This is a genomic window from bacterium (assembly GCA_022616075.1).
In the GTDB taxonomy this organism is placed as follows: Bacteria; Acidobacteriota; HRBIN11; order JAKEFK01; family JAKEFK01; genus JAKEFK01.
Window position 1 is genome coordinate 1 of record JAKEFK010000238.1, and the last position, 20,742, is coordinate 20,742.

Consider the following 20,742-nt stretch of genomic DNA (forward strand, 5'->3'; position numbering starts at 1 on the left):
CAGTCCGCAAAAACCTGATCGCTCGACGAGCATTTTGCGGGCAAGGATGGCCGCGCTCCAACTGGGACCGCCAGCATCTGGATTTTTCAACAAGCTCAGCCTGCGGCCCGTAATGCATGCAAGATGCTTGCGCTCCATAGCCTCCGTAGTGAACCTTCCACCCCCTGAACTTCGTATTAGACTTACAGCCAGGGGGTTTTCCTTGCATGAGTTTAGAACTAGCGATTGACAATCTCTCCAAAACTTATCCAAACGGAGTAAAGGCGTTAAAAGACGTCAGCCTGATGATTCCAACAGGGATGTTCGGATTGCTTGGACCGAATGGCGCGGGGAAATCCACGTTGATGCGCACGATTGCAACGTTGCAAGAGCCGGATACGGGAACGATTGGATTTAATGGAGTGGATGTTCTGAGAGATAAGGACGCGGTGCGGCGAATGCTCGGTTATTTGCCGCAGGAATTCGGCGTCTATCCGAAAGTCTCACCGGAAACGATGTTGAATCACTTTGCGATTCTGAAAGGGATCACCAATGTAAGAGAGCGAAAGGAAGCCGTCGGTGCTTTGCTTTATCAGACAAATTTGTGGGATGTTCGAAAAGAAAAGCTAGGCAATTTTTCGGGAGGGATGAAACAGCGATTTGGAATCGCCCAGGCGCTGCTGGGAAATCCCAAACTGATTATTGTGGACGAGCCGACGGCGGGTCTCGATCCCGCGGAGCGGGTCCGTTTTCACAACCTGTTGAGCGAGATCGGTGAGAACATCGTGGTGATTCTGTCTACGCATATTGTAGAAGATGTCAGCGATCTTTGCAGCCGCATGGCGGTCATTTCTCGCGGTGAAGTCCTCCTGACCGGAGAACCCGCGAAGACGATTGATCTTCTGCGCGGACGGGTCTGGAAAAAGATCATTGCTCGCGCAGAGCTCAAGGATTATGAAACCCGGTTTCATGTGATTTCCACACATCTGCTCGCGGGCAAGACAGTTATACACATCCTGAACGATGGTCCACCGGATCAGACCTTTACGGAAGTATCTCCGGATCTGGAAGACGTCTACTTCTCCACATTAAAAAAGAGCGCCTGAGATGTTCAAAGAAATCCTGCTCTTTGAATTTCGGTATCAGCTTCGCCAGCCGGTCTTTCTGATTGCGACTGTGCTCTTCTTCCTCTTGACATTCGGAGCTATCACGACAGATACCATTTCCATTGGCGGCGGAATTGGAAGCGTGAACCGAAATGCGCCTTACGTGATCATGCAGATCCTGGGTGTGTTCAGTATCATTGGAGTTTTCGCATCCACCGCTTTTGTAGCCGGCGCCACGCACAGAGATATTGAATACAACGTTCAGTCGTTGTTTTTCTCCACACCCATAACGAAAGCGAGTTATCTGTTTGGGCGTTTTCTGGGAGCAACACTCGCATCTTTTGTCGTGTTTTTTGGAGTTGCTCTGGCTATCGTTGTTGGGAGTTGGATGCCGTGGCTTGAACCGGACCGAATCAGTCCTTTTTCCGCAACTCCCTATGTGTACTCCATGCTGATGCTCGTTCTGCCGAATCTTTTCCTGACCGGCGCAATTTTCTTCTCGCTCGCTGCTCTCAGTAGAAGCATGCTCTATACCTATGCCGGCGTGGTTGCGTTTTTCGTTGCTTATGCTGTTTCCGGCCAGCTCCTCACAGACATTCAAAATGAAACGATCGCTTCGCTTCTGGATCCTTTCGGACTCTCGGCCGTGGATGTAGCAACGCGCTACTGGACAGTGTTTGAAAAGAACACAATGGTGCTGCCCGCTGGCGGAATCCTTCTTTACAATCGCCTGATCTGGATGAGTGTTGCCGGTCTTGTTCTGCTAATTTCTTATGCGCGCTTTCGCTTGACAACCGTTACCTCCGAAAAAACAAAAAAGAAGAAGCTGGATGTGGAATTGCCCGAAACCGTTCAACCGGCTACCCAAACCGCGGGAGTCCTTCAAGATTTTTCGCGCGCGGCTTCCGTGAGACAGTATTTCTGGCAGACGAAAATGGAGTTCCTGGGTGTATTAAAGAGTGTGCCTTTCGTCGTCATCCTTTTTCTTGCATGCTTCAACACAGTGGGAGGCACCTCCGGGCTTGAGCAGATCTTTGGAACTTCCGTTTATCCCGTCACGCATCTGATGCTCAATGTCATCTCGAGCAATTATTTGCTTTTCGCATTCCTGATCTTGACGTTGTACAGCGGCGAATTGACGTGGAAGGAACGCTCTCTAAACTTGAACAGCGTTACGGACGCTCTTCCCGTGCGCGATTGGGTCCCCTGGGCGTCCAAATTGACGGCTTTGATCCTGGTGCTATTCACGCTGATGCTTGTGGCTATGCTCACAACCGTCGGCGTCCAGACCTATCACGGCTATCACAACTATGAATTCGGGCTCTACGCAAAAAGCCTGCTTCTGGAAACAGCAATTCCGTTTATTCAAATCGCCATTCTCGGCATGTTTGTGCAGGCGATCACGAACCACAAGTACTTTGGCTTTTTACTTATGACGCTCTATCTTATTAGTACTTTCGTACTGCCCAGCCTTCATCTGGAGCACTACCTGTACCGTTATGCGGGCGGTCCGGATGCTTCTTACTCCGATATGAACGGTTATGGGCATTTTGCTAAACCATTATTCTGGTTTTTCCTCTACTGGACCTTTGTTGCTGCAATCCTCGTTGTGCTAATCCATTTGTTCTGGGTGCGCGGAACTGAAACCATGTTTAAACTTCGCAGACGAATCGCCGGCCAGCGATTCAAAAGAGCATCCCGAATAGCGCTAGCGTTATTTGGCTCAGGCGTTTTGATTACGGGTAGTTATATCTACTACAACACAAACATCCTGAACAAATATCTCACGCAAGACCAGATCGAAGAGAATCAGGCGGAATTTGAAAGGAAATATAAGAAGTACGAGCACATCGCGATGCCGCGCATCACCGATGTCAATGCTGACGTCGATATTTTTCCTGACGAACGAAAGGTTAAGATTCGAGGTTCCTATCTTTTGGAAAACAAGCTCCAGCAAGATATTTCTCATCTCCATATCAGCATCAATAAGGATGTGATCATCAGGAAAATAGAATTGCCGGGGACCACAGCAGAATCGGCGGACCGGGATCACGGTTACTATATTTACAAACTTGCTTCTCCGATGAAGCCGGGCGAGAAGCTCTTTCTCAGTTACGATCTCGCCGTGGAAAATCACGGGTTTCAGAACAGCCGTTCCAATACAAATGTTGTTTATAACGGCACCTTCTTTAACAGCTTCCATTATTTTCCGCATCTGGGTTATGTAGGAGACTTCCAGCTTGTCGATCCCAGTAAAAGAAAAAAGTATGGACTACCCCCCGTAGAACGAATGTCTAAGATCGATGATCAAAAAGCGTGGAGAATCAATGCTCTCTCGAATGGAGAGGCGGACTGGCTTCATTTTGAAACGACGGTAAGCACGAGTCCCGATCAGATTGCGATTGCTCCCGGTTACCTTCAAAAAGAGTGGACGCGGAACGGCCGCCGATACTTCCATTACAAGATGGATGCTCCTATCCTGGCGTTCTGGTCCTATTTATCAGCGCGATACACGGTAAAGCGCGATTCCTGGAAAGATGTGAAGATCGAAATCTATTACGACCCGGATCATGCTTACAACGTGGACCGGATGATTGAGGCATCGAAGAAATCTCTGGAATACTTCACAACAAATTTCAGTCCCTATCAATACAAACAGGTTCGAATTATTGAGTTCCCCAGATACGAGCGTTTCGCTCAGTCCTTTCCCAACACGATTCCGTTTTCGGAGAGCATCGGTTTTATTGCAAGGATCAGGAAAGCGGAAGATATTGATTACGTTTTTTATGTAACCGCGCATGAGATCGCTCACCAGTGGTGGGGACATCAGGTGGTTGGGGCAAACGTGCAAGGATCCACCATGCTCATTGAATCCTTGTCTCAATACTCCGCTTTGATGGTGATGGAGAAACAGTACGGCCCTCATCAGATGCGCAGATTCTTGAAATATGAGCTGGACCGCTACCTGGCAGGCCGGGGAAGTGAGCTGGTTGAAGAACTTCCTCTCATGCTTGTTGAGAATCAGCCGTACATTCATTACGGAAAGGGGAGCGTGGTGACTTATGCCTTTCGTGATTTTATCGGCGAAAAGCCTTTGAATACGGCTCTTGCGATGTACGTAAAAGACAAAGCTTTTCAGGATCCGCCTTATACAACAACCCGCGAGTTTCTCACCTATGTAGAGGGAGCTGTTCCTTCCGAAAAGAAAACCGTTTTGACCGATCTTTTTGAAACTATAACTTTGTATGACTTGAAATCCACAGAAGTGAAAACCAAGCGGCGCGCTGATGGGAAGTTCGATGTGAAGATCACAGTGGATGCAAAAAAATTCCGCGCGGACGGAAAAGGAAAGGAAGCTGAAACGCTCTTGAACGATTGGATTGATGTCGGCGTGCTTGGTAAGAAAAGAGAGAATGGAGAAGACAACATTCTTGCGCTGGAAAAGAAACAGATTCACACTGGCAAGATGGAATTTTCTTTTGTTGTGACTCAGGAGCCGGAGAAAGCGGGCATTGATCCGCTGAACAAGATGATCGATCGCAACCCTGATGACAACACGAAGGTGATAAACCGGATCGAAGGATAGGCCGGATATCTCTATCAGATCCATCTCCCCTATCCTGTCTATCTCCTTGTAAATCAAAATCTAAAATCGTACAATCTCTTCAGAAAATGTCTTTGGGGGAGAACGTTTCACTCTGATGCGCTGGATCTTGTCTCTGTTTCTCCTCCTATGCCTACCGGGTTTCTCACACTCGCAAGATTCCGCGGATACTCATTCGTTTGGCCTCAAGCCTTTAGACGAACGCCAGTATCAATCCATTCCGCTCGCACTTGTGCCCCTCAGTGGAGAATTGCCGCGAAGTGTCGATCTGTCCAAAGACATGCCTCCGGTTGGTTTTCAGGGTAAGCAGGCGTCTTGTGTTGGTTGGTCGGTTGCCTATGCGCTGGCTGCTGGTTTTCCCATCTTGGCCGGCGTATCGACTGATGACATTTTCCTTAAGCTGCAACGGAATCAAATTTGGAAATCGAGCGGAACACCGTCAGGTTATCACGCGATCGTGCTTGTGGGTTTTGATGACAATGTTCAGGCCTTCAAGATCATGAATAGCTGGGGCGGGGAATGGGGTACAGGGGGCTATGGCTGGATCGATTACAACTTTTTTCGACATGTAACTCATGAAGGATACATAGCAGCATCGTTTCCGAAAACTACTCCGACTCCAACTCCCACACCGACTCCGATTCCAACTCCACCGGTACAACAGCCGGTGGCCGCGATCGAAATCATCGGCGTGGAACATAACGTGAACGCGGGAAGTGCGAATGCTGGAATGAACGTCCAGCTGCGGTACACGTTAAAGGGGTATGCGGGATACAACGGCCAGATTGTTTTACATTTTACGTTTAGCCAAAACTATCCTGTGCGAGCCGCGTTGGAAAATTATCGCGACATCAATAACAATGCAGCAGCCGGTACTCAGGTTTTTTACATCGAAAAGCCAGATTATTCAAATTACGTATTCTCTGTTTTTGTGCCATACACCGCTTTTTACATCGCGGTCGGTTCTTGGAATGCATACGGTCAATACCAGTATGTAACTACGCAAATGATGATGGCTGCGGATCTATTCGTGAACAATTTCGGCGTCGCGCAAAGCGCCTGGATCCCTTTTCAAGTCAGCCGCTAGAGCTGATCCGCCTAGTGCCCTGTAATATGAATGTTTACTGACTCCTCCCCCTTATTAAGGGGGAGGTTGGGAGGGGGTTGTTTATAAGGGGGGGATAATCACTTTAGAACCTTCCCTTATGAAAATTGTAGCTCATCATTCGTAGCGGAGGGCGACGATCGGATTCACTCGTGCGGCGCGTCGCGCGGGAATATACGCAGCGAAAAGTGCAACAACAGTCAAACTTAGCGGCACAGCAACGAATGTGAACGGATCGGTTGGGCTGACATCATACAGCAAAAACGAAAGGAACCTCATGACCGCGAGGCCTACCCCGATTCCAATCAGAACGCCCATAGCAGTCAAGCGCATACCCTGCGAGAGAATCAGGCGAAGAACATCAGATTGGTTGGCGCCGATAGCCATCCGGATGCCGATTTCGCGCGTCCTTCTAGTAACCATGTAAGATACGACGCCATAAATTCCAAGAGTTGCAAGGATCCATGCAAAGACGCCGAATATTCCAAGAGCGCTTCCAGCGAAGCGCGCAGGCAACAGAGCCAGTTCGAGATGCTGATCCATTGTTTTGATGTCATATAAGGGAAGATTGCGATCCAGACCTTGAACCGTGCTTCGCAAGACCGGAATCAGGCGTTGCGGTTGCTGATCTGTTTTCAATACTAAAGTGACGCTGGATTCATATCTTTGAAACAAGGAAAGGTAGAAAAAGGGAAGCTGCTTCTCACCAAGGTAGCTGTATTTACTGTCTTTGGCCACGCCGATCACTTCGTACGATGGTTCTTCGTCGCTTGCGTTCCATCCGATTCGGATCTGTTTTCCAAGTGGATCCTGCCCCGGCCAGTATCGTTTTGCAAATTCCTGATTTACAACTGCAACGCGCCTGGAGTTACCGGAATCTCGATCCGCAAAGCCTCTTCCACGCAACATTGGGATCTCCAGTGTGCGAAAGTAGTCAGGTCCGATCCAGGTAGTATGAAGCTCCATATCTTCGCCGGGAACCGGTTTGTAATCCTGAATTGTAATCGACATTCGTGTGCTGGAAATCGCAAGGGGAAGCTCCTTTGTGTAGGTTGCCGATTTTACTTCTGGAATTTGCCGGACTTCATCGAGCAGCCGCCGGTAAAAGGCAAGCCCGGCTTCTTCACCATATCCCTGGAGGTTCAGATCCATGGAAGCGACCAGAATTCCAGCGGCATCAAATCCCGGATTCAACTTTGCCGCGTTTCTTAAACTGCGCGCGCACAAGAGAGCGGCAATCAGCAGAAGCAGTGACAGAGATAATTGCGCAACGGTAATCACATTGCGCAAACGAGTTCTGCCTGTACCCAGCTCTAGAGTTCCGGACTCATTCTTGAGCGCCGAAATCTGATCCAAACGTGTTGTTTGAAGCGCCGGCGTGAGGCCAAAGAGGATACCTGAAATGACAGATAATCCAACAGTAAAGAAGAGCACGCGCTGATCTATGCTCAGCTCCAGATGAATGGGAACCGGTACCGGAGGACGAAGAAGCATCACTAAGTGGGTTCCCCAGAAAGCAAGAAGCACTCCTAATGCAGCGCCAAGAAAAGAAAGGATAAAGCTTTCCGTTAGAAGCTGCCGCAGAATCCGCCACCTTCCTGCTCCGAGCGAAAGACGAATCGCAATTTCCTTTTGCCGCGATGCAGCACGACCCAGAAGCAGATTTGCAACATTCGCGCAGGCAACAAGAAGCACGATGAACACGATCACCATCAGAACTGCCATGAAAGCGATGACCGGCAGGCGCGCTTGCGGAAAGATTCTGGAAGCACTTTCCGGCAGAACAGAAATCCTGCGTGGAGTGTTTTGCCGTGACGACCACTGTTCGGGAAATTGCTTGTGCATTTGTAAGGCAATTACAGCAAATTCAACGCGCGCCTGTTCGATTTTCACACCCGGCTTCAATCTTCCGAACAGGAATAAGGAACGGCCTCCACGCTCAATCAGATCGTTGTTGCCAGGCACGATCTGCGATTGCATTGCAAGTGGAACCCACATGCTTACGGCCAATCCACGCATCATTCCAGAAAAATTCTCAGCAGCAACACCGATGATTGTGAACGGATTTCCGTTAATTGAGATCACGCGGCCAACGATTTGAGGATCGCTGTGAAAACGTGAAACCCACATCGCGTGGCTGATCACCACCACCGGAGATTTCCCCGCAGGTCTCTCTTCTTTCGAATCGAAACCGCCGCCGAGCACTGTTTGAATGCCAAGCACAGAGAAATAATTTCCACTCACGGTTTCTACAAAAATTCTTTCCGTATGACCGTCCAGCAGAACGCTTACCGGAGTGATGCCGCACGCTGCGATTCCCGATAAGGTTTTCGTTTGCGCGCGAAAATTTAAGTAGTCGGGATAAGAGGACGTGCCGTAAGGCGTCCCACTGAAGTCTGATGTGTAAATCCCCACAACTGTCGCCGGATCTTTCACAGGCAAAGGGCGAAGAAGGAGAGCATTTACCAGAGTAAAGATGGTCGTATTGGCGCCGATACCAATCGCCAGAACCAGGATGGCTAGGATGCTAAAACTCTGTTGCTTGCGCAACGTCCTTAACGAATAAAGAAGGTCCTGAAGGAAAGCTTCCATCGCTAATTTCAATGACGAAAGGGATTGTACATTTGTTCACAGGAATGGTAAGTTTGGGCGGGCTGGTAGTAGCGACTTCAGTCGTTATCCATCAACGGAAGAATTTGCCGCCCTGAAAGTTCTGAAAGTTTTGTAGCTGTTGATCCAGAGCGACCTGTTCTTTTACGACTCCTTCAAATCCATTCAACGCGCGCAATTGTTCACGGAATAACTTCAAAGTCCCTTTCCCTTCTGCGCTATTCGGATTGAGGTTGAGGAGTCCTTCAAAAGAATCCATTTTGGACAATGAATCGGGAATTTGATCTGGCTCCTGGTCTAACTTAAGCTGGACTCCTCCCAGCATGGAAGATAGAAGACCATCCTGGCCGAGAAGATTGTCCGTAACTCCTTTTCCGCCGAGTAAGTTGTTGGAACAGCTCGCCAGAGCGTCTGCAGACTTGAAGTTTGGATCATTCATGAATCTGTTCACTTCGAGCGGATCTACGATACTGCTGAAGGTGTTTGGGTCGTTGCCTTTCAGCATGGTTTTGTAGGCTTCCGTTGGCGAGGGATAAAAGGCGGAATCATTTACAACGAGCGGCTTCATCGGGCTGAAACCCGCGATTTCCTGCTGAGAAAAATTCTGGAATGCATTTTCAGCTTCTGCGATGCCGACAGAACCCCTGGTATTGATCCCCTCAGACACGTCGCCGAGTGCGTCAGAAACTGCGCCAGCCGTTGCTAGATTAACAAGACGACCGATTCCGATTCCTCCACCAATAGAGCTCATGAATCCTCCTTATTTGGCTGGTCCAGATGTACGCATTTGCTTATCAATTCGCTTTTTTGCGTCCAGGATCGCGTCCACACCCTTTTCTTTCGCGAGTTTCAGGGCTTCGCGGGCTCCGGCAACGAGTAAACGCGCGCGATTGCCGGCGCCTGTTCCTTTCTCCGGATCCAGATCAATTGCTTTTTGAAAATCGGATGCAGCCTGCTCAAACTTGCCAAGCTTAAGATAAATCTCTCCGCGATTGGTCAGACAGGTGATGTCTTCAGGGTACAAATTCAATGCCATGTTATAGCGGGTAATTGCAATCGCATCGTTTCCTTCCTTCTGGTGAATGGCGCCAAGAACTGCATGCACGTAAGGATTTCTTCCATCCAGGACGGCCAGGCCTTCAAAAACATTTTTTGCTTTCTTGAGTTGCCCTTGCTGATAAAGACGGTGCCCTAATAACAAGAGCGCTGCGATCTGTTTCGCATCCACATCAAAAACCTGAGCCAGACGCAATTCCCCTTTTTTGAACCGCTCGACCTTCTCCTTGCCAGGTTTGGGCATACCGGGTGGCTCCATTCACAGAACGAATCCAAGATTCTATTATCGGCAGTGTGATTGTTCTGGTTGCTTCCTTATGAAAATTGTACCGCTTTCAAGACTCTTTGCCTACAGACTCCCTGTATTTTTCAGGATTTACATCTGCAGTTATGTCTGCTTTAAGGTATTTTCCTGTGATCCAGTTCCAACGAATAAGCAGCAGAGCGGCCAGCGATGTAAAAACGGCACGAAATGCTCGAACTTTGCTTTCAGGAGAGTTCATCCATCTTACTGGAATTTCGCAAACATTGTAATGAGATCGTGTGGCAAGAAAGAGAATTTCGGAATCGTAAGCCCAGCCGCGTATCCGTTGCCGCGAGAAAATATCCTTTCCTGCTGCAACTTCAAACGCCTTGAATCCACACGTATGATCGCTGAAATTCAATCCGAGAATGAGATTGCTCAACCAGGTAAAGGTTTTTCCCATGGACTCGCGCCAGAGTGGTTGGCGTTTCAAAATATGAGCGCCCGTTCTTTTCCGTGTGGCAATAACGACCTGTGTGCCTTCATTCAGTTTTTTCAAAAAACTTTGCATTTCTTCGATCGGAGTGGAAAGATCAGCATCGGAAAACAGGACAAATTTCCCGCTCGCCAGGCGCATTCCTGTTCGAAGCGCATATCCTTTGCCTTGATTGTTTTTATAGTGATGAAGCCGCAGGTTTGGATACTGGCTTTTCAATTCTTCCAACAGCAAAACAGTCGTGTCAGTGCTTCCATCATCTACGATCAGCACTTCATAGGCTTCCTTAATGGACGCGCGGCAGTAGTCCTCTATCTTTCGAAGAGTATCGGAAAGGCGTTTTGCTTCGTTATAAGCTGGAATCAGAATTGTCAGATAGACATCCGTCATCGCTTTAACACCCGGGAAATATCGGAGATCCTTTTCTGAATCAGCGCACGGGTGTTTGAATCAGGTCCGGCGTTGAGGGCGAGCTGCATTTCAAATAACGACTGCTCGTAATTTCCCAGATAAAGATAAACGGAGCCGCGAGCATAATATTCCATCGGTGAAGTCGCCGGTCTGCTCAAAAAGGCTACCACAAACAGAATGGATGCAAAACCGATTGGAGCGAGCACACGAAGGAATTGCGACGTGTCAAATTGCTTTACTGTTTTGGGAAGTGTCATAACTAGCAGAGCGCAACCGAGTAGCACGAAGAAGAACCAGGGATTGCCAGCCAGGTTTTTGCCTGTTGCTCCATGGAATAGCAGCGGAAAGTTCAAGAAAAACAGTGGGTCGAGTAAATTGGTGGGTGGAAAGGGGAACGTGATGGTTCCTGCGGTTGCGCAAAGAACGGACCAGATGCCGGCAGCTGCGACTACGGTTCGGTGCAGAGAGGATTTTTGCATCAGCTCATCGCCATAATAAAACACAGCTGTTGATAGAAAGGGAACAACCGGCGTTAGGTATCTTGGACCGAAATTCCATCCCGCAATCCAATTGTAAAAAGCGCTGTAGGTAAGGATCGTCGTCAGAACGATACAGATAGATAGCTTTGACAGGAGCGTCCACGTTTCAGTTGCCAGCATTCGATAGAATCCACCGACCGACAGCAAGAGAAAAGGGGAGATGAAAAACAAACCATGGTGCCGGCTGAAAAGCAGACCATGCAAGGCTTCCAGCTTGGGGAACCCGATCCCGGCCAAACCTTCGACATGATGCGTCATGTGTTCGGGATGCGTCATGTGTTTGTATGTTACATCCCATGGATTGCTGAATATCAGATAGTTGTAACCAAGAATCAAAACCACAAAAGGAACAATCGGCAAGGCGAAATAAGAAACTTTCCGGACATTTCTGAGCGTCATTACTGCGAAGACGCAAATCACAGCTACAGGCACGGCAGCTGGAAACTCCATCAAAAGAGATGCGCCGGCCAGAGAGCCGGAAAGAAGAATGCATTTTACAGGACGGTCTTGCTGAAGCCGGTATTGGTTCAAAAAGAAAGCTGACCCGAATAAAGATATACCGAGCAAATAGTGGCTGACCAACAGGCTCGAATAAGTAAACGCAATAGTGCCGAACAGATGTAAGAACAAGAAATGCGGGATGTATTTTGAATCCGGTTTTAACCTCCTCCAGAATCTTGAAAGTACGAACGCAAACAAAATTGCAGGAATCGTGATCGTAAAGACACGAACCCAATAAATTGCCATCTGCGCTGAAAACTTCAGACCTGTCAGCAACTCAAACATTCGAAGCAGGAGGAATGCTGGAATCCCTGACAGAGATGCGCCAATCGCCTTGTCCGAGTAAAAGTGTCCGTTGAAGCTTGCCTTATCCTGTGGATCTCCGAATCTTTTGATCGCCTCATCAATGGAAATCGAATGGTCATCAACAATTGCGCTTGTTAGCAAAAGCCGGCTCAATTCATTGGGGGAAACAAAAAGTGGATAGATTTGAAAAAAGTAGATGTGACAGGCAATCAAAAGACAGAAAATCACCCATCGCCTGCTGTGTTCAAGGCCTTCCAGCATTGGGCATGTATTATATAACGGTACGGAGCGCAGGCTTATGGAGCGCAGGCTTACAGCCTGCATTACGGGCCGCAGGCTGAGGTTGTTGAATAATTCGGTCCGCAGCGCGAACAGACTCTTTCGAATTATTCAACAACCTCGGCTTCCAGCCTGCAATTAAGAAAATGAACCTGAAAAATCTCCTCACCAGTATTCCACGCCCCTCAAAGTCGGTCCTTCTTCTCTTCCTCCTGATCGCAATAGGATCTTATTTGCGACTGAAGGCGTTGGATTTTCAAAGTCTCTGGATGGACGAATTAAATACAATGATCGAATCGGATCCTGACAAGAATTTTGAGGGCGTATTGTTTCATCTCCGTCGCGGCACCGATCGCCATCCTCCGCTCTATCATCTGATCGTACATTACTGGTTCCAGCTGGTCGGCTATAATGCATACACCGCGCGATTCTTATCTGCAATTGTGGGGATCACCACCATACCCGCGATTTATGTTTTGGGAAAAGAATTGTATAACCGCCGGGTCGGATTGATCTGCGCGGCTTTCACTGCTTTTAACTTCTACAGTATCTTTTACTCACAGGAAGCACGCGCGTACATTTTCGCGTTCTTGTTCACCAGTGTTTCCTTTTTCTTCTTCATTCGAGCCCTGCGAGATCCTTCCTGGAAAGGCGGGCTCTTGTATGGACTTGCTACAAGCCTGCTGGTCTACACTCATTACTTCGGATTCTTCATTATCTTATCCCAGCTCGTAACCGTGTTGATTTTCCTGAACCGCAGATTGTTGAGGCCCTTCCTGATCTGTTTTGGAGCCGGCTTTGTGTTGATGTTCATTCTTTATCTCCCATGGATGCATACCACAGTAACGGTGGCAACAGCCGTATCTTCTTCCTGGATCGAAAAACCGAAAGCCGATTTTTTTGTTACCTATTTTTGGGATTACTTTGGACAGGATCCGTTTACGGTTTATTTCTTCGCGTTTTTGCTGATCGTTTTTCTTGGCGGCGGAATCCTGTTCCGGACCAGTCAGGAGACACCCGAGGATATTCGCGAGAATCGCTATCTCTTCAGTTTTGTTGTTCTGTTAACATGGATCGCGGTGTCTTATCTGGTTCCCTATGTAAAATCGGTTGCTTCACTCCCTCTATTATTTAACCGTTATACGATCGTAACTTTACCTGCGATTTTACTGGCTGCCGCCATCGGTGTGGATCTGCTTCACAACCCCCTCGTTAAAAAGTATTTGGTCGTATTGATCTTGTCTTTTAGCTTGATTCATCTTTTTGTGTATAGCCGTTACTATGAAAAGCCAACCAGGACTCAATGGCGGGAATTGATCGCATTTGTCGTGGAAAAGAATCCCGAAAATTATCCTATCATTTCGGACCGCGCCTGGTACATGGCCTACTACTTCAAAGCGTTCGGTGGTGCTCCACGATACGTGAAGGAAAAAGAAATCCCGCATCTCACAGATGTATGGGTGGTAACGGGTCACCAGGGAAAGCCATTATCCGATAAAGCAACTGAGCTTCTGAAAAGAGATTTCAAAATGAAGGCCGCGTTCGTGGGGATTGGTACCTGGGCGCAGTATTACTCAAGAAAGAATACGGGTGACATGTAACAAATGGAAAATTTGTTTTCCGTTGTTCCACGACAGTCAAAGTCAGCAGCGATTCTTTTCATCCTTATTGTGATTGGAGCCTACTTGCGCCTGCGCGGTTTGGAGGTTCAGAGTCTGTGGGGCGATGAACTAGGCACGATGATGGAAACAGATCCATCCAATAGTGTTGACCAGATGTTAAAGTATCTGCGCCGGGGGATGAACCCTCACCCTCCGTTGCACTCTTAGGTCTGCGAGCATATTGATCCCTGTAATTGGACCAAGCTGGCTACGCATATCCGATAAGTATGGACAACGCCGTTTGGACAAGGAAGATGATTGGGTGCGCAACGAAATCTTGTACGCTTTGACTGAGAAGTTGAAAATTATTCCCTTACTTCTTGCAGAAACAAAATTACCAAAAAAAGAAGCACTTCCAGCATGTCTTGAAAGGCTTGCCTATCAGCAGGCATTCGAGCTACGAAATGATCGTTGGGAAAATGATCTGTCCCTCGTGCTATCGAGATTGGAGGAATTTGGAATGAGGCGTTCAGGCAGTCGCACTCTTCGCTATCCAACACCTCGAGTTACGCTTAAAGATCTCTCTCAAGAAGAGCTACGGGTTGCCCTGGAATCTCTCCCCGGATGGGCAGCGGCTATCTCAGCATTCCCGGTAAAGAGCCGCTCAAGGCAACTGAACTGAGTCGTGTATATGAGTTCTCTTCATTTGAAGAAGCAATGGCCTTTATGAGTGAAGCGACCACTCACATATCACAAGTTGATCACCATCCACGTTGGGAGAACATCTGGCGGAGCGTTTCTGTCTGGCTCACGACATGGGATATCGGACACAAACCCTCTATGTTGGACATAGAGCTTGCTCGATATCTAGATCAGTTGCGGGGAAAATATTCTCCCCCCAAACCCAAACCGAGATCAGTTAATTAGCTGAATGGTCGAACAACTCGTCGCACCCGACGCCTCCTGCCGCCTCTTCAGGCACTCGCTTTGCAACTCGCTTATTTTCCTCTTTTGAAAAATCAAAGGTAAATCAGCTATCATTGTCTGTGCTCGTGAAAGCCTTCAAAGCGGTCGCCTTCATCGGCGCAGTTCGGCGCGGGTGAACTCGGGCGTTCGGCGCCATATGTCATACGACTTTAAGCACAACGATGATGACAAGAAATGATTCTCGCGCACTTTTGATAGTTCTGCTTTTGTTAACAGGAGCCTTCTCTTGCAAGGACCACAAGGGTCAAGAACCAAGTCAGAAAGAGGGGCCGGGATCAGACCTAGCATGGACCAAGGCTGATGATGAAAGACCCCCCAAGGAGGTCAAAGAGGTACAACTTCCTGAAAGTTTGCCTGTCGATGCCCTGGCCCAAGACCTTCAGCAAAAATATGGCTGTGTTCAAGCACTGCCTTTCCAGACTGAGAGTGAACACTTTTGGATCTTGGTATGTCGGGAAGCAGAATCGGATTACCTCGTGGGTTGTTTCCGAAAGCAGGCTATTGAGTACGTCCATATTGGTGTAGACGTTCATCTGTTTGGCTTTACAAAGGCGGTAGTCAGTAGCGCAAGCAACTCAAGGAACGTTTTGTCAACCACTCACATCGAGACAAAGGAAGGATATCACCTCAAAATTGATAGTTCCGAATGTGCTATCGAGCCCGACGAAGGAGAATGGGTCGAACTGCCACGAAACTGACATCCCAAACACTCAGACAATATGGCGCCGAACAACTAGCTCCAGCGGACAACACCTGCGTCTAGCTCAGGCATTGCCGCTTGCAAGCAGTTTACAAGCTTAAGTGCAGGGGTAGTTTAAATCGGTTATCATGGTTTTGTGCAGGACAGCACAAGCAAGCGGCAAGCCTTCGCTCGTCGCGGCTGCTGCCGGTGAGCTCGAGGGTTAGGCAACATGGCATCGTTTTCTGCTGATAGGAGGCCGAAATGTGCACATCGCGCAACAAATTCGTACTGGCTATTTTGGTGGGGACCAGCTTCGCGTATGCCGCCAGCTCTATTGCTCCAAATATCCACGCCGGTTCTAAAGTCGTAACACCAGGCGACCTGAAATGGTCGGAAAGTCCCCGTGCGCCGGGCGTACAAACGGCGCCGCTTGTGGGCGACCCGAATAAGCCGGGTCCATATGTTTTCCGCGCAAAGTATCCACCGAATACCGTCAATCGCCCGCATCATCATCCCGGAGACGAGGAGATCACTGTTCTTTCGGGTACGTTGTATTTCGGAGACGGCTTGATGATGAAACCTGCGAAAATGCTTACGTTGCCGCCAAGGACCTTTATCGCCGTGCCTGGAAAGTCATGGCACTTCCTTTTCACCAAATCGGAACCAGTGGAACTTGAGATTCATGGTATCGGACCTAGGGCGAACATTTTCGCAAGATGATCTCGTTGTGTCCGTGTTGCCTAACAAGTCGTCAGACTGTGTAAAAACTCAGACTGAAAAATCACCCAAGCCGATTATTTGAGCTATACGCGTTCAAAATAAATTTCGAATGGTAAAACCATTCGGAAAACCGATGCGTTTTTAGATGCGCCCGGAGTTTTCACACAGTCTCTCGTCAGACCGTGTGAAAACTCAAAATAGGGGAAATGAAAGGGACGCAGCGCGTGGTGCAAAAGGATTGGTTTTTAGCTCTTCCTTAGGAAAGAGCTGCGATCATTGAAATTACTCCGATAATGTTGAAGGCTCTTTTCAAGTTATAGGCCAGAACGCTCAGACTCATTTCTGTTTTTACTTTTTCTAAACCCCTCATCAGGAAGTGGTCCTGATTCATATTTCGTTTTAGTGTTCCGAAAGGATGCTCTGAGAGAGTTTGTCTAAGACTGTATTTTTGAGGATTTTGCTTGAGCCTGAAGGCCACATCATCCAGAACAGCTTCATCTTCAAGACGTGTGAGTCTTCGGTAATCGTTTCCGGTACAGATGACCTTGATCGGACAGCGTTTGCAATCGGATGCGATGTAGTAACGGATATCTCTTCCTCGCTCAGTTGTGCTAAAGCGATAAGTTAAACTTTTTCCTGCAGGACACAGGTAGGAATCATTTTCCGGGATAAAAGTGAAATGCTCTTTTGAAAACATTTTCTTTTTCAGATTGACGGAAGTATTTGGCTTTGGAATATACGGAGTAATTCCGGCATCGATGCAAGCTTTCACCTGTCTGCCGAAGTAGTATCCTATGTCGGCAAGCAATTCGAAACCAGGAACAGCGGGCAGTTCTTTGGCTCTTAAAGCTAGTGGTGAGAGTGTCCCAAGATCGGTTACCGAGTTTGTAACCTAGTGATCAACAACCATTTTGTGTTTGGCGTCGACGGCAAACTGGACGTTGTAACTGATTTGAATCGCCTGTCCGGATCGGTAAGGGAAACCTGAGTTTGGCCTGAACTTTTCATTTGCTCTTGGATAGCAAGATACTTTCTTAAATTCTCGTCTAGCCGCTCAATTTTCTTACGAAGTTTCTCTTTGGTTGGATTTTGAATATCAGCTTCATTTTGATCTTCTCGATCGAGCTCCTCTAGATATTCATCGATCTTTTTATCAGTTTCTTTGATCAGCCTTTTCAGCTTGGACTGTGTGAAATTTCGTTTTTTATTGTTGGAAGCTTTAAATTTACTTCCATCAATAGCCAGCAGTTCTCCTCCGAAAAGCCCGTTCTCACGGCACATCAAAGTAAAAATGCGACACAGATTCCGAATGGCCAGACCATTATTCTTCTGAAAATCCGCTATGGTTTTTAAATCCGGATGAAGCTTTCTGAGAAACCAGATTACCTCAAGATTTCTATAGCTTTCTGTCTCCAACTTGCGACTCGAACGAACTTTGTTTAGATAACCGTAAAGATAAAGTTTTAGCAAATCTCCCGGATCATAGGGAGGGCGACCAGTGTTCTTAGGCGTTGCCTTTTGAAAGTTCAACGCCTCCAGGTCGAGGTGATCTACAAAAGCATCAATATATCGAACCTGGGCCTCCTCAGGCACGTAGTCTTCAAGAACCTCGCGAAACATAACCGATTGGTACCGACCTTCACCTTGGATGTGCTATTACCTCTACTAATAGTATTACTATAGTAATACTATACATTTAGGAGTTTCACACAGTCTGTCCTTGCAGCGGACGGCAACCGTACCTTGTTGAGTCTTGTCGCTTGCAAATCGGCTCACAACCTGTAATGCAAGGCAACGTATAATCGGCTATCATAGTCTTGTGCTCGGGTGTGGCTTCAAGCGCCAAGCCTTCGCTCGGCACGGCTGGAAAACGAAGATTAAACGCAAGAAAATTGAAATGCTGGATGAATATGAGTTTTCTTCTGGCGTTCGCGGCAAGTATGTGTCTCGTTACCGCCACGGAACCAACGTAGTTGTCCTCGGCCCTGACGTGGCAAAAGTGTTTCCCAATTCCAGGTCAGTTAACAAGGCACTTCGAGAGTTAGCTCGAAAGAACGGAAAGTAGAATAACAGGCGCGAGCGAACAACTTGTTGCACCGGACGTATCCCGCGCGTTGCTCAGTCATGCCGGTTGCAATCCATTAACTAAGTCTAGCTGAAGGAGAAGCTTTAATCGTTTATCATGTTTTGTGCTCGGGTTGATTGCAACCGGCATGCCTTCGCTCGGCACGGTCTGCGCCGTTGAACTCGAGTGTTCGGCGGCCTAGATGCGGACTAGTGACAAAGTCGGTAGGTGTTAATCATGAACGATGAAGCGAAACTGGTTTATGATCCCCAGGATTTAGAACGATTGTTGGTTTCTCGAGAGTTTGAAGAGATCGTCAAGATTCTGGAGCTTGAGGAGATTCCATATCTCCTCCAACTCGGTACGGCGCTTCACTTCCGAATCGCGGGGAACCCAGAATGGCAGGCCGTGTTACATCTTGGGACCAGAACATGCGGTTCAGGTCCGGCAAATTATTGAAGGTGTCCATTCTAAAAAGAATCGTCCTGCGCCGGATTGTCCGTTTTGCAAAACCGCTCTTGATGATTCCGAACAAGTAATCACATGCGATAGCTGTCGGACTAGTCATCATTTAGGGTGTTGGTACGAAAAGGGCGGTTGTAGCGTGTTTGGGTGTAAGAGTGAAATGGGCCACATAGTATAAAACCATGCGAGGCCGAACGAGTCGTTGTAGTCGACAACAACCGTGCCTCACTCAGTCTTGTTGCTTGCAATCGGTTAACAAGCATTTGTTTACGGCAAAGTATTTCGGGTTAAAATAGTTTGTGGTAGGGAGTGGTTGCAAGCAGCAAGCCTTCGCTGGTCACGGTTGCGGCCGGTGAGCTCCAGCGTTAGGCCGAACGGTCAGAGTCATCGGACGAAAGGAGGAGAAGTATGACACGGATAATCCGCACTCACTTGTGTAAGTTGCTCGAGATCGAGGCGCCGATCTTTGCGGCGCCGATGGGATTCCTCACCGGCCCACACCTTGCCGCGGCGGTAAGTAACGCCGGTGGCCTTGGCATTATGTCATTCAACGCGAATCCGCCGCCCTTGCTACGGGATGAGATTCGTTATCTGCGGTCACTTACGAGCAAGCCCTTCGGTGTAGGCGTGCTGCTAAGCGGGCCTCACTTGCCGTTTTCGGTTGAATCGATCGTGGACGTGTGCCTGGAAGAACGAGTTCCCGTCCTATTAACTTTTTGGGGCGATCCGACGCCGTACGTCGCCCGGGCGCACGCAGCCGGTGTGAAGGTGATGGATCAGGTTGGATCGGTGGCGGATGCGCGGCGGGCGGCACGAGCGGGGGTTGACGCCATCATTGCGCAAGGAGTGGAAGCGGGCGGTCATGTCGCAGGTGAAGTCACCACGATGGCGCTTGTGCCGCGTGTCGTAGATGCCGTGGCGCCGATTCCCGTTGCTGCTGCGGGAGGGATTGCGGATGCCCGCGGGCTCGTGGCCGCGCTAGCGTTAGGAGCGCAGGCCGTCATGATCGGGACGCGGCTGATTGCCACGCCGGAAGCTTATGCGCATCCCGTGTACAAGCAGAAGATCCTTGAAGCCGACGAAAACCAGACGGTACGAACCACGCTCTTCGGCTTCGGATGGCCGAACGCACCGCATCGGACGCTGCGCACCTCGTTCGTCGAGCGCTGGCTGCCCGAAGAGATGCGTGGTAGCGAAGAGCGGCCCGATGAGCCCCGCATAGGCGAGACGAAGATTGGCGGTCAGACTGTGCCACTCTTGCGCTTCATGGGCTTTCCGCCAACCCCCGATGCCTCTGGCGACCTTGAGTCAATGGATTACCTCGCAGGTCAAGGTGTCGGCTTGGTGAAGGAGATGAAGCCCGCTGCAGAAGTCGTTAGAGAGTTCCTAGAAGGCGCTTATCACATTGTCTCCACACTCACGACAGAGTCCGAGGTGTGATGCGGCACGGCCGATGACGAACGGCAGTTGGCCCAACAACAGCATGCAGCTGACGGTGCCTGCGCGCCGCAACTGATGCTGGGCGTTCGGTGGCGCTCGATCGATAAATCGCATATGAAATTAAGTTTAATCGGATTGTTCCTCCTTGTGTCTGTCCTCGCTTTTGGTGATCTCCGCTTTTATCACTTGAAGAGGCAGTAGCCACATGCCCAAAAAAATGCACAACCATTCGTTCTTTCTTGTGCAACACACCTATTACAACTGCAAAATCCCTTTGCATGGTCGATGGTCTTGCAGCTTTTTTCGCAACTCATCCACTTGCTCCATCTCGTTGAATCAGGACTTGCGTTAAAACACAACGGGGCGAGGACGTCATTTCCTGGCGGACAGTATCGTAACATCCAGACTGCGCCACAGGTAGTAACAGGCGAGTGTGCGGTACGGCTCCCATTTTCTGGCAAGTTTGATCATTTGATCAGGACCTGGAAGGGTGCGTTTCCTGTACGCTTTTTGAATGGCAGCGCGGATTCCATAATCTCCTGTCGG

The 20,742-nt window shown here is 48.7% G+C and carries 17 protein-coding genes; 10 read left to right on the forward strand and 7 right to left on the reverse strand.

The genetic code is table 11. The features are described from left to right. The first annotated feature begins 206 nt into the window (after nt 1–206). From L0156_19745 to L0156_19755, 3 genes are all read left to right on the forward strand, one after another. Complete coding sequence (locus tag L0156_19745; protein MCI0605226.1) at nt 207–1,085, forward strand: ABC transporter ATP-binding protein; 879 nt, start codon at nt 207–209, stop codon at nt 1,083–1,085. 1 nt (nt 1,086) lies between these two features. Further along, entirely contained in the window at nt 1,087–4,671 is a 3,585-nt protein-coding gene (locus tag L0156_19750) for a hypothetical protein (protein MCI0605227.1), read from the forward strand. Nucleotides 4,672–4,786: 115 nt separating this feature from the next. After that, nucleotides 4,787–5,776: a hypothetical protein gene (locus L0156_19755; GenBank protein ID MCI0605228.1), complete on the forward strand. Its 990-nt coding sequence runs from the start codon at nt 4,787–4,789 to the stop codon at nt 5,774–5,776. 135 nt (nt 5,777–5,911) lie between these two features. Here L0156_19755 and L0156_19760 read toward each other — a convergent pair whose 3' ends face one another. The 5 genes from L0156_19760 to L0156_19780 all read right to left on the reverse strand — a co-directional run bounded on the left by L0156_19760 (nt 5,912) and on the right by L0156_19780 (nt 12,218). Beyond that, complete coding sequence (locus L0156_19760) at nt 5,912–8,386, reverse strand: ABC transporter permease (protein MCI0605229.1); 2,475 nt, start codon at nt 8,384–8,386, stop codon at nt 5,912–5,914. Between the two features lie 91 nt (nt 8,387–8,477). Then, nucleotides 8,478–9,155 (reverse strand): hypothetical protein, encoded by a 678-nt coding sequence (locus tag L0156_19765; GenBank protein ID MCI0605230.1) that lies wholly within the window; start codon nt 9,153–9,155, stop codon nt 8,478–8,480. 9 nt (nt 9,156–9,164) lie between these two features. Further along, complete coding sequence (locus tag L0156_19770) at nt 9,165–9,704, reverse strand: tetratricopeptide repeat protein (protein ID MCI0605231.1); 540 nt, start codon at nt 9,702–9,704, stop codon at nt 9,165–9,167. 91 nt (nt 9,705–9,795) lie between these two features. Beyond that, on the reverse strand, nt 9,796–10,590 hold the full coding sequence (locus L0156_19775; GenBank protein ID MCI0605232.1) for a glycosyltransferase family 2 protein: 795 nt from the start codon (nt 10,588–10,590) through the stop codon (nt 9,796–9,798). Next, nucleotides 10,587–12,218 carry a hypothetical protein gene (locus tag L0156_19780; GenBank protein MCI0605233.1) on the reverse strand — a complete coding sequence of 544 codons (1,632 nt, stop codon included), beginning with the start codon at nt 12,216–12,218 and terminating at the stop codon, nt 10,587–10,589. The genes L0156_19775 and L0156_19780 overlap by 4 nt, the downstream gene beginning before the upstream one ends. Nucleotides 12,219–12,382: 164 nt before the next feature. Between L0156_19780 and L0156_19785 the strand changes: the two genes are divergently transcribed. The 5 genes from L0156_19785 to L0156_19805 all read left to right on the forward strand — a co-directional run bounded on the left by L0156_19785 (nt 12,383) and on the right by L0156_19805 (nt 16,226). Next, the gene (locus tag L0156_19785) at nt 12,383–13,837 is read left to right on the forward strand and encodes a glycosyltransferase family 39 protein (protein ID MCI0605234.1); all 1,455 of its coding nucleotides are present in this window, start codon (nt 12,383–12,385) and stop codon (nt 13,835–13,837) included. A gap of 3 nt (nt 13,838–13,840) precedes the next feature. Beyond that, entirely contained in the window at nt 13,841–14,065 is a 225-nt protein-coding gene (locus tag L0156_19790) for a hypothetical protein (GenBank protein MCI0605235.1), read from the forward strand. Between the two features lie 13 nt (nt 14,066–14,078). Then, nucleotides 14,079–14,519, forward strand: coding sequence for a hypothetical protein (locus tag L0156_19795; protein ID MCI0605236.1), 441 nt, complete (start codon nt 14,079–14,081; stop codon nt 14,517–14,519). A 466-nt stretch (nt 14,520–14,985) separates the two neighbouring features. After that, nucleotides 14,986–15,522 (forward strand): hypothetical protein, encoded by a 537-nt coding sequence (locus L0156_19800; protein ID MCI0605237.1) that lies wholly within the window; start codon nt 14,986–14,988, stop codon nt 15,520–15,522. A 245-nt stretch (nt 15,523–15,767) separates the two neighbouring features. Beyond that, nucleotides 15,768–16,226, forward strand: coding sequence for a cupin domain-containing protein (locus L0156_19805; GenBank protein MCI0605238.1), 459 nt, complete (start codon nt 15,768–15,770; stop codon nt 16,224–16,226). Nucleotides 16,227–16,482: 256 nt separating this feature from the next. Here the strand turns inward: L0156_19805 and L0156_19810 are convergent, their stop codons facing one another. Both L0156_19810 and L0156_19815 read right to left on the reverse strand, forming a co-directional pair. After that, nucleotides 16,483–17,034 (reverse strand): transposase, encoded by a 552-nt coding sequence (locus L0156_19810; GenBank protein MCI0605239.1) that lies wholly within the window; start codon nt 17,032–17,034, stop codon nt 16,483–16,485. A 68-nt stretch (nt 17,035–17,102) separates the two neighbouring features. Next, nucleotides 17,103–17,846: a transposase gene (locus L0156_19815; GenBank protein MCI0605240.1), complete on the reverse strand. Its 744-nt coding sequence runs from the start codon at nt 17,844–17,846 to the stop codon at nt 17,103–17,105. Between the two features lie 682 nt (nt 17,847–18,528). Between L0156_19815 and L0156_19820 the strand changes: the two genes are divergently transcribed. Together L0156_19820 and L0156_19825 are read left to right on the forward strand one after the other, a co-directional pair. Further along, nucleotides 18,529–18,750 carry a hypothetical protein gene (locus tag L0156_19820; GenBank protein ID MCI0605241.1) on the forward strand — a complete coding sequence of 74 codons (222 nt, stop codon included), beginning with the start codon at nt 18,529–18,531 and terminating at the stop codon, nt 18,748–18,750. Between the two features lie 414 nt (nt 18,751–19,164). Continuing rightward, complete coding sequence (locus L0156_19825; protein ID MCI0605242.1) at nt 19,165–20,196, forward strand: nitronate monooxygenase; 1,032 nt, start codon at nt 19,165–19,167, stop codon at nt 20,194–20,196. Nucleotides 20,197–20,742: the final 546 nt, after the last annotated feature.

Excerpts from the sequence above, each read along its gene's own strand:
- L0156_19780 (MCI0605233.1), bottom strand. The coding sequence starts at position 12,218 with ATGCTGGAAGGCCTTGAACACAGCAGGCGATGGGTGATTTTCTGTCTT.
- L0156_19760 (MCI0605229.1), bottom strand. The coding sequence starts at position 8,386 with ATGGAAGCTTTCCTTCAGGACCTTCTTTATTCGTTAAGGACGTTGCGC.
- L0156_19750 (MCI0605227.1), top strand. The coding sequence starts at position 1,087 with ATGTTCAAAGAAATCCTGCTCTTTGAATTTCGGTATCAGCTTCGCCAG.
- L0156_19770 (MCI0605231.1), bottom strand. The coding sequence starts at position 9,704 with ATGCCCAAACCTGGCAAGGAGAAGGTCGAGCGGTTCAAAAAAGGGGAA.
- L0156_19775 (MCI0605232.1), bottom strand. The coding sequence starts at position 10,590 with ATGACGGATGTCTATCTGACAATTCTGATTCCAGCTTATAACGAAGCA.
- L0156_19765 (MCI0605230.1), bottom strand. The coding sequence starts at position 9,155 with ATGAGCTCTATTGGTGGAGGAATCGGAATCGGTCGTCTTGTTAATCTA.
- L0156_19790 (MCI0605235.1), top strand. The coding sequence starts at position 13,841 with ATGGAAAATTTGTTTTCCGTTGTTCCACGACAGTCAAAGTCAGCAGCG.
- L0156_19820 (MCI0605241.1), top strand. The coding sequence starts at position 18,529 with ATGAACGATGAAGCGAAACTGGTTTATGATCCCCAGGATTTAGAACGA.
- L0156_19745 (MCI0605226.1), top strand. The coding sequence starts at position 207 with ATGAGTTTAGAACTAGCGATTGACAATCTCTCCAAAACTTATCCAAAC.
- L0156_19815 (MCI0605240.1), bottom strand. The coding sequence starts at position 17,846 with ATGTTTCGCGAGGTTCTTGAAGACTACGTGCCTGAGGAGGCCCAGGTT.
- L0156_19800 (MCI0605237.1), top strand. The coding sequence starts at position 14,986 with ATGATGACAAGAAATGATTCTCGCGCACTTTTGATAGTTCTGCTTTTG.
- L0156_19755 (MCI0605228.1), top strand. The coding sequence starts at position 4,787 with ATGCGCTGGATCTTGTCTCTGTTTCTCCTCCTATGCCTACCGGGTTTC.
- L0156_19785 (MCI0605234.1), top strand. The coding sequence starts at position 12,383 with ATGAACCTGAAAAATCTCCTCACCAGTATTCCACGCCCCTCAAAGTCG.
- L0156_19805 (MCI0605238.1), top strand. The coding sequence starts at position 15,768 with ATGTGCACATCGCGCAACAAATTCGTACTGGCTATTTTGGTGGGGACC.
- L0156_19825 (MCI0605242.1), top strand. The coding sequence starts at position 19,165 with ATGACACGGATAATCCGCACTCACTTGTGTAAGTTGCTCGAGATCGAG.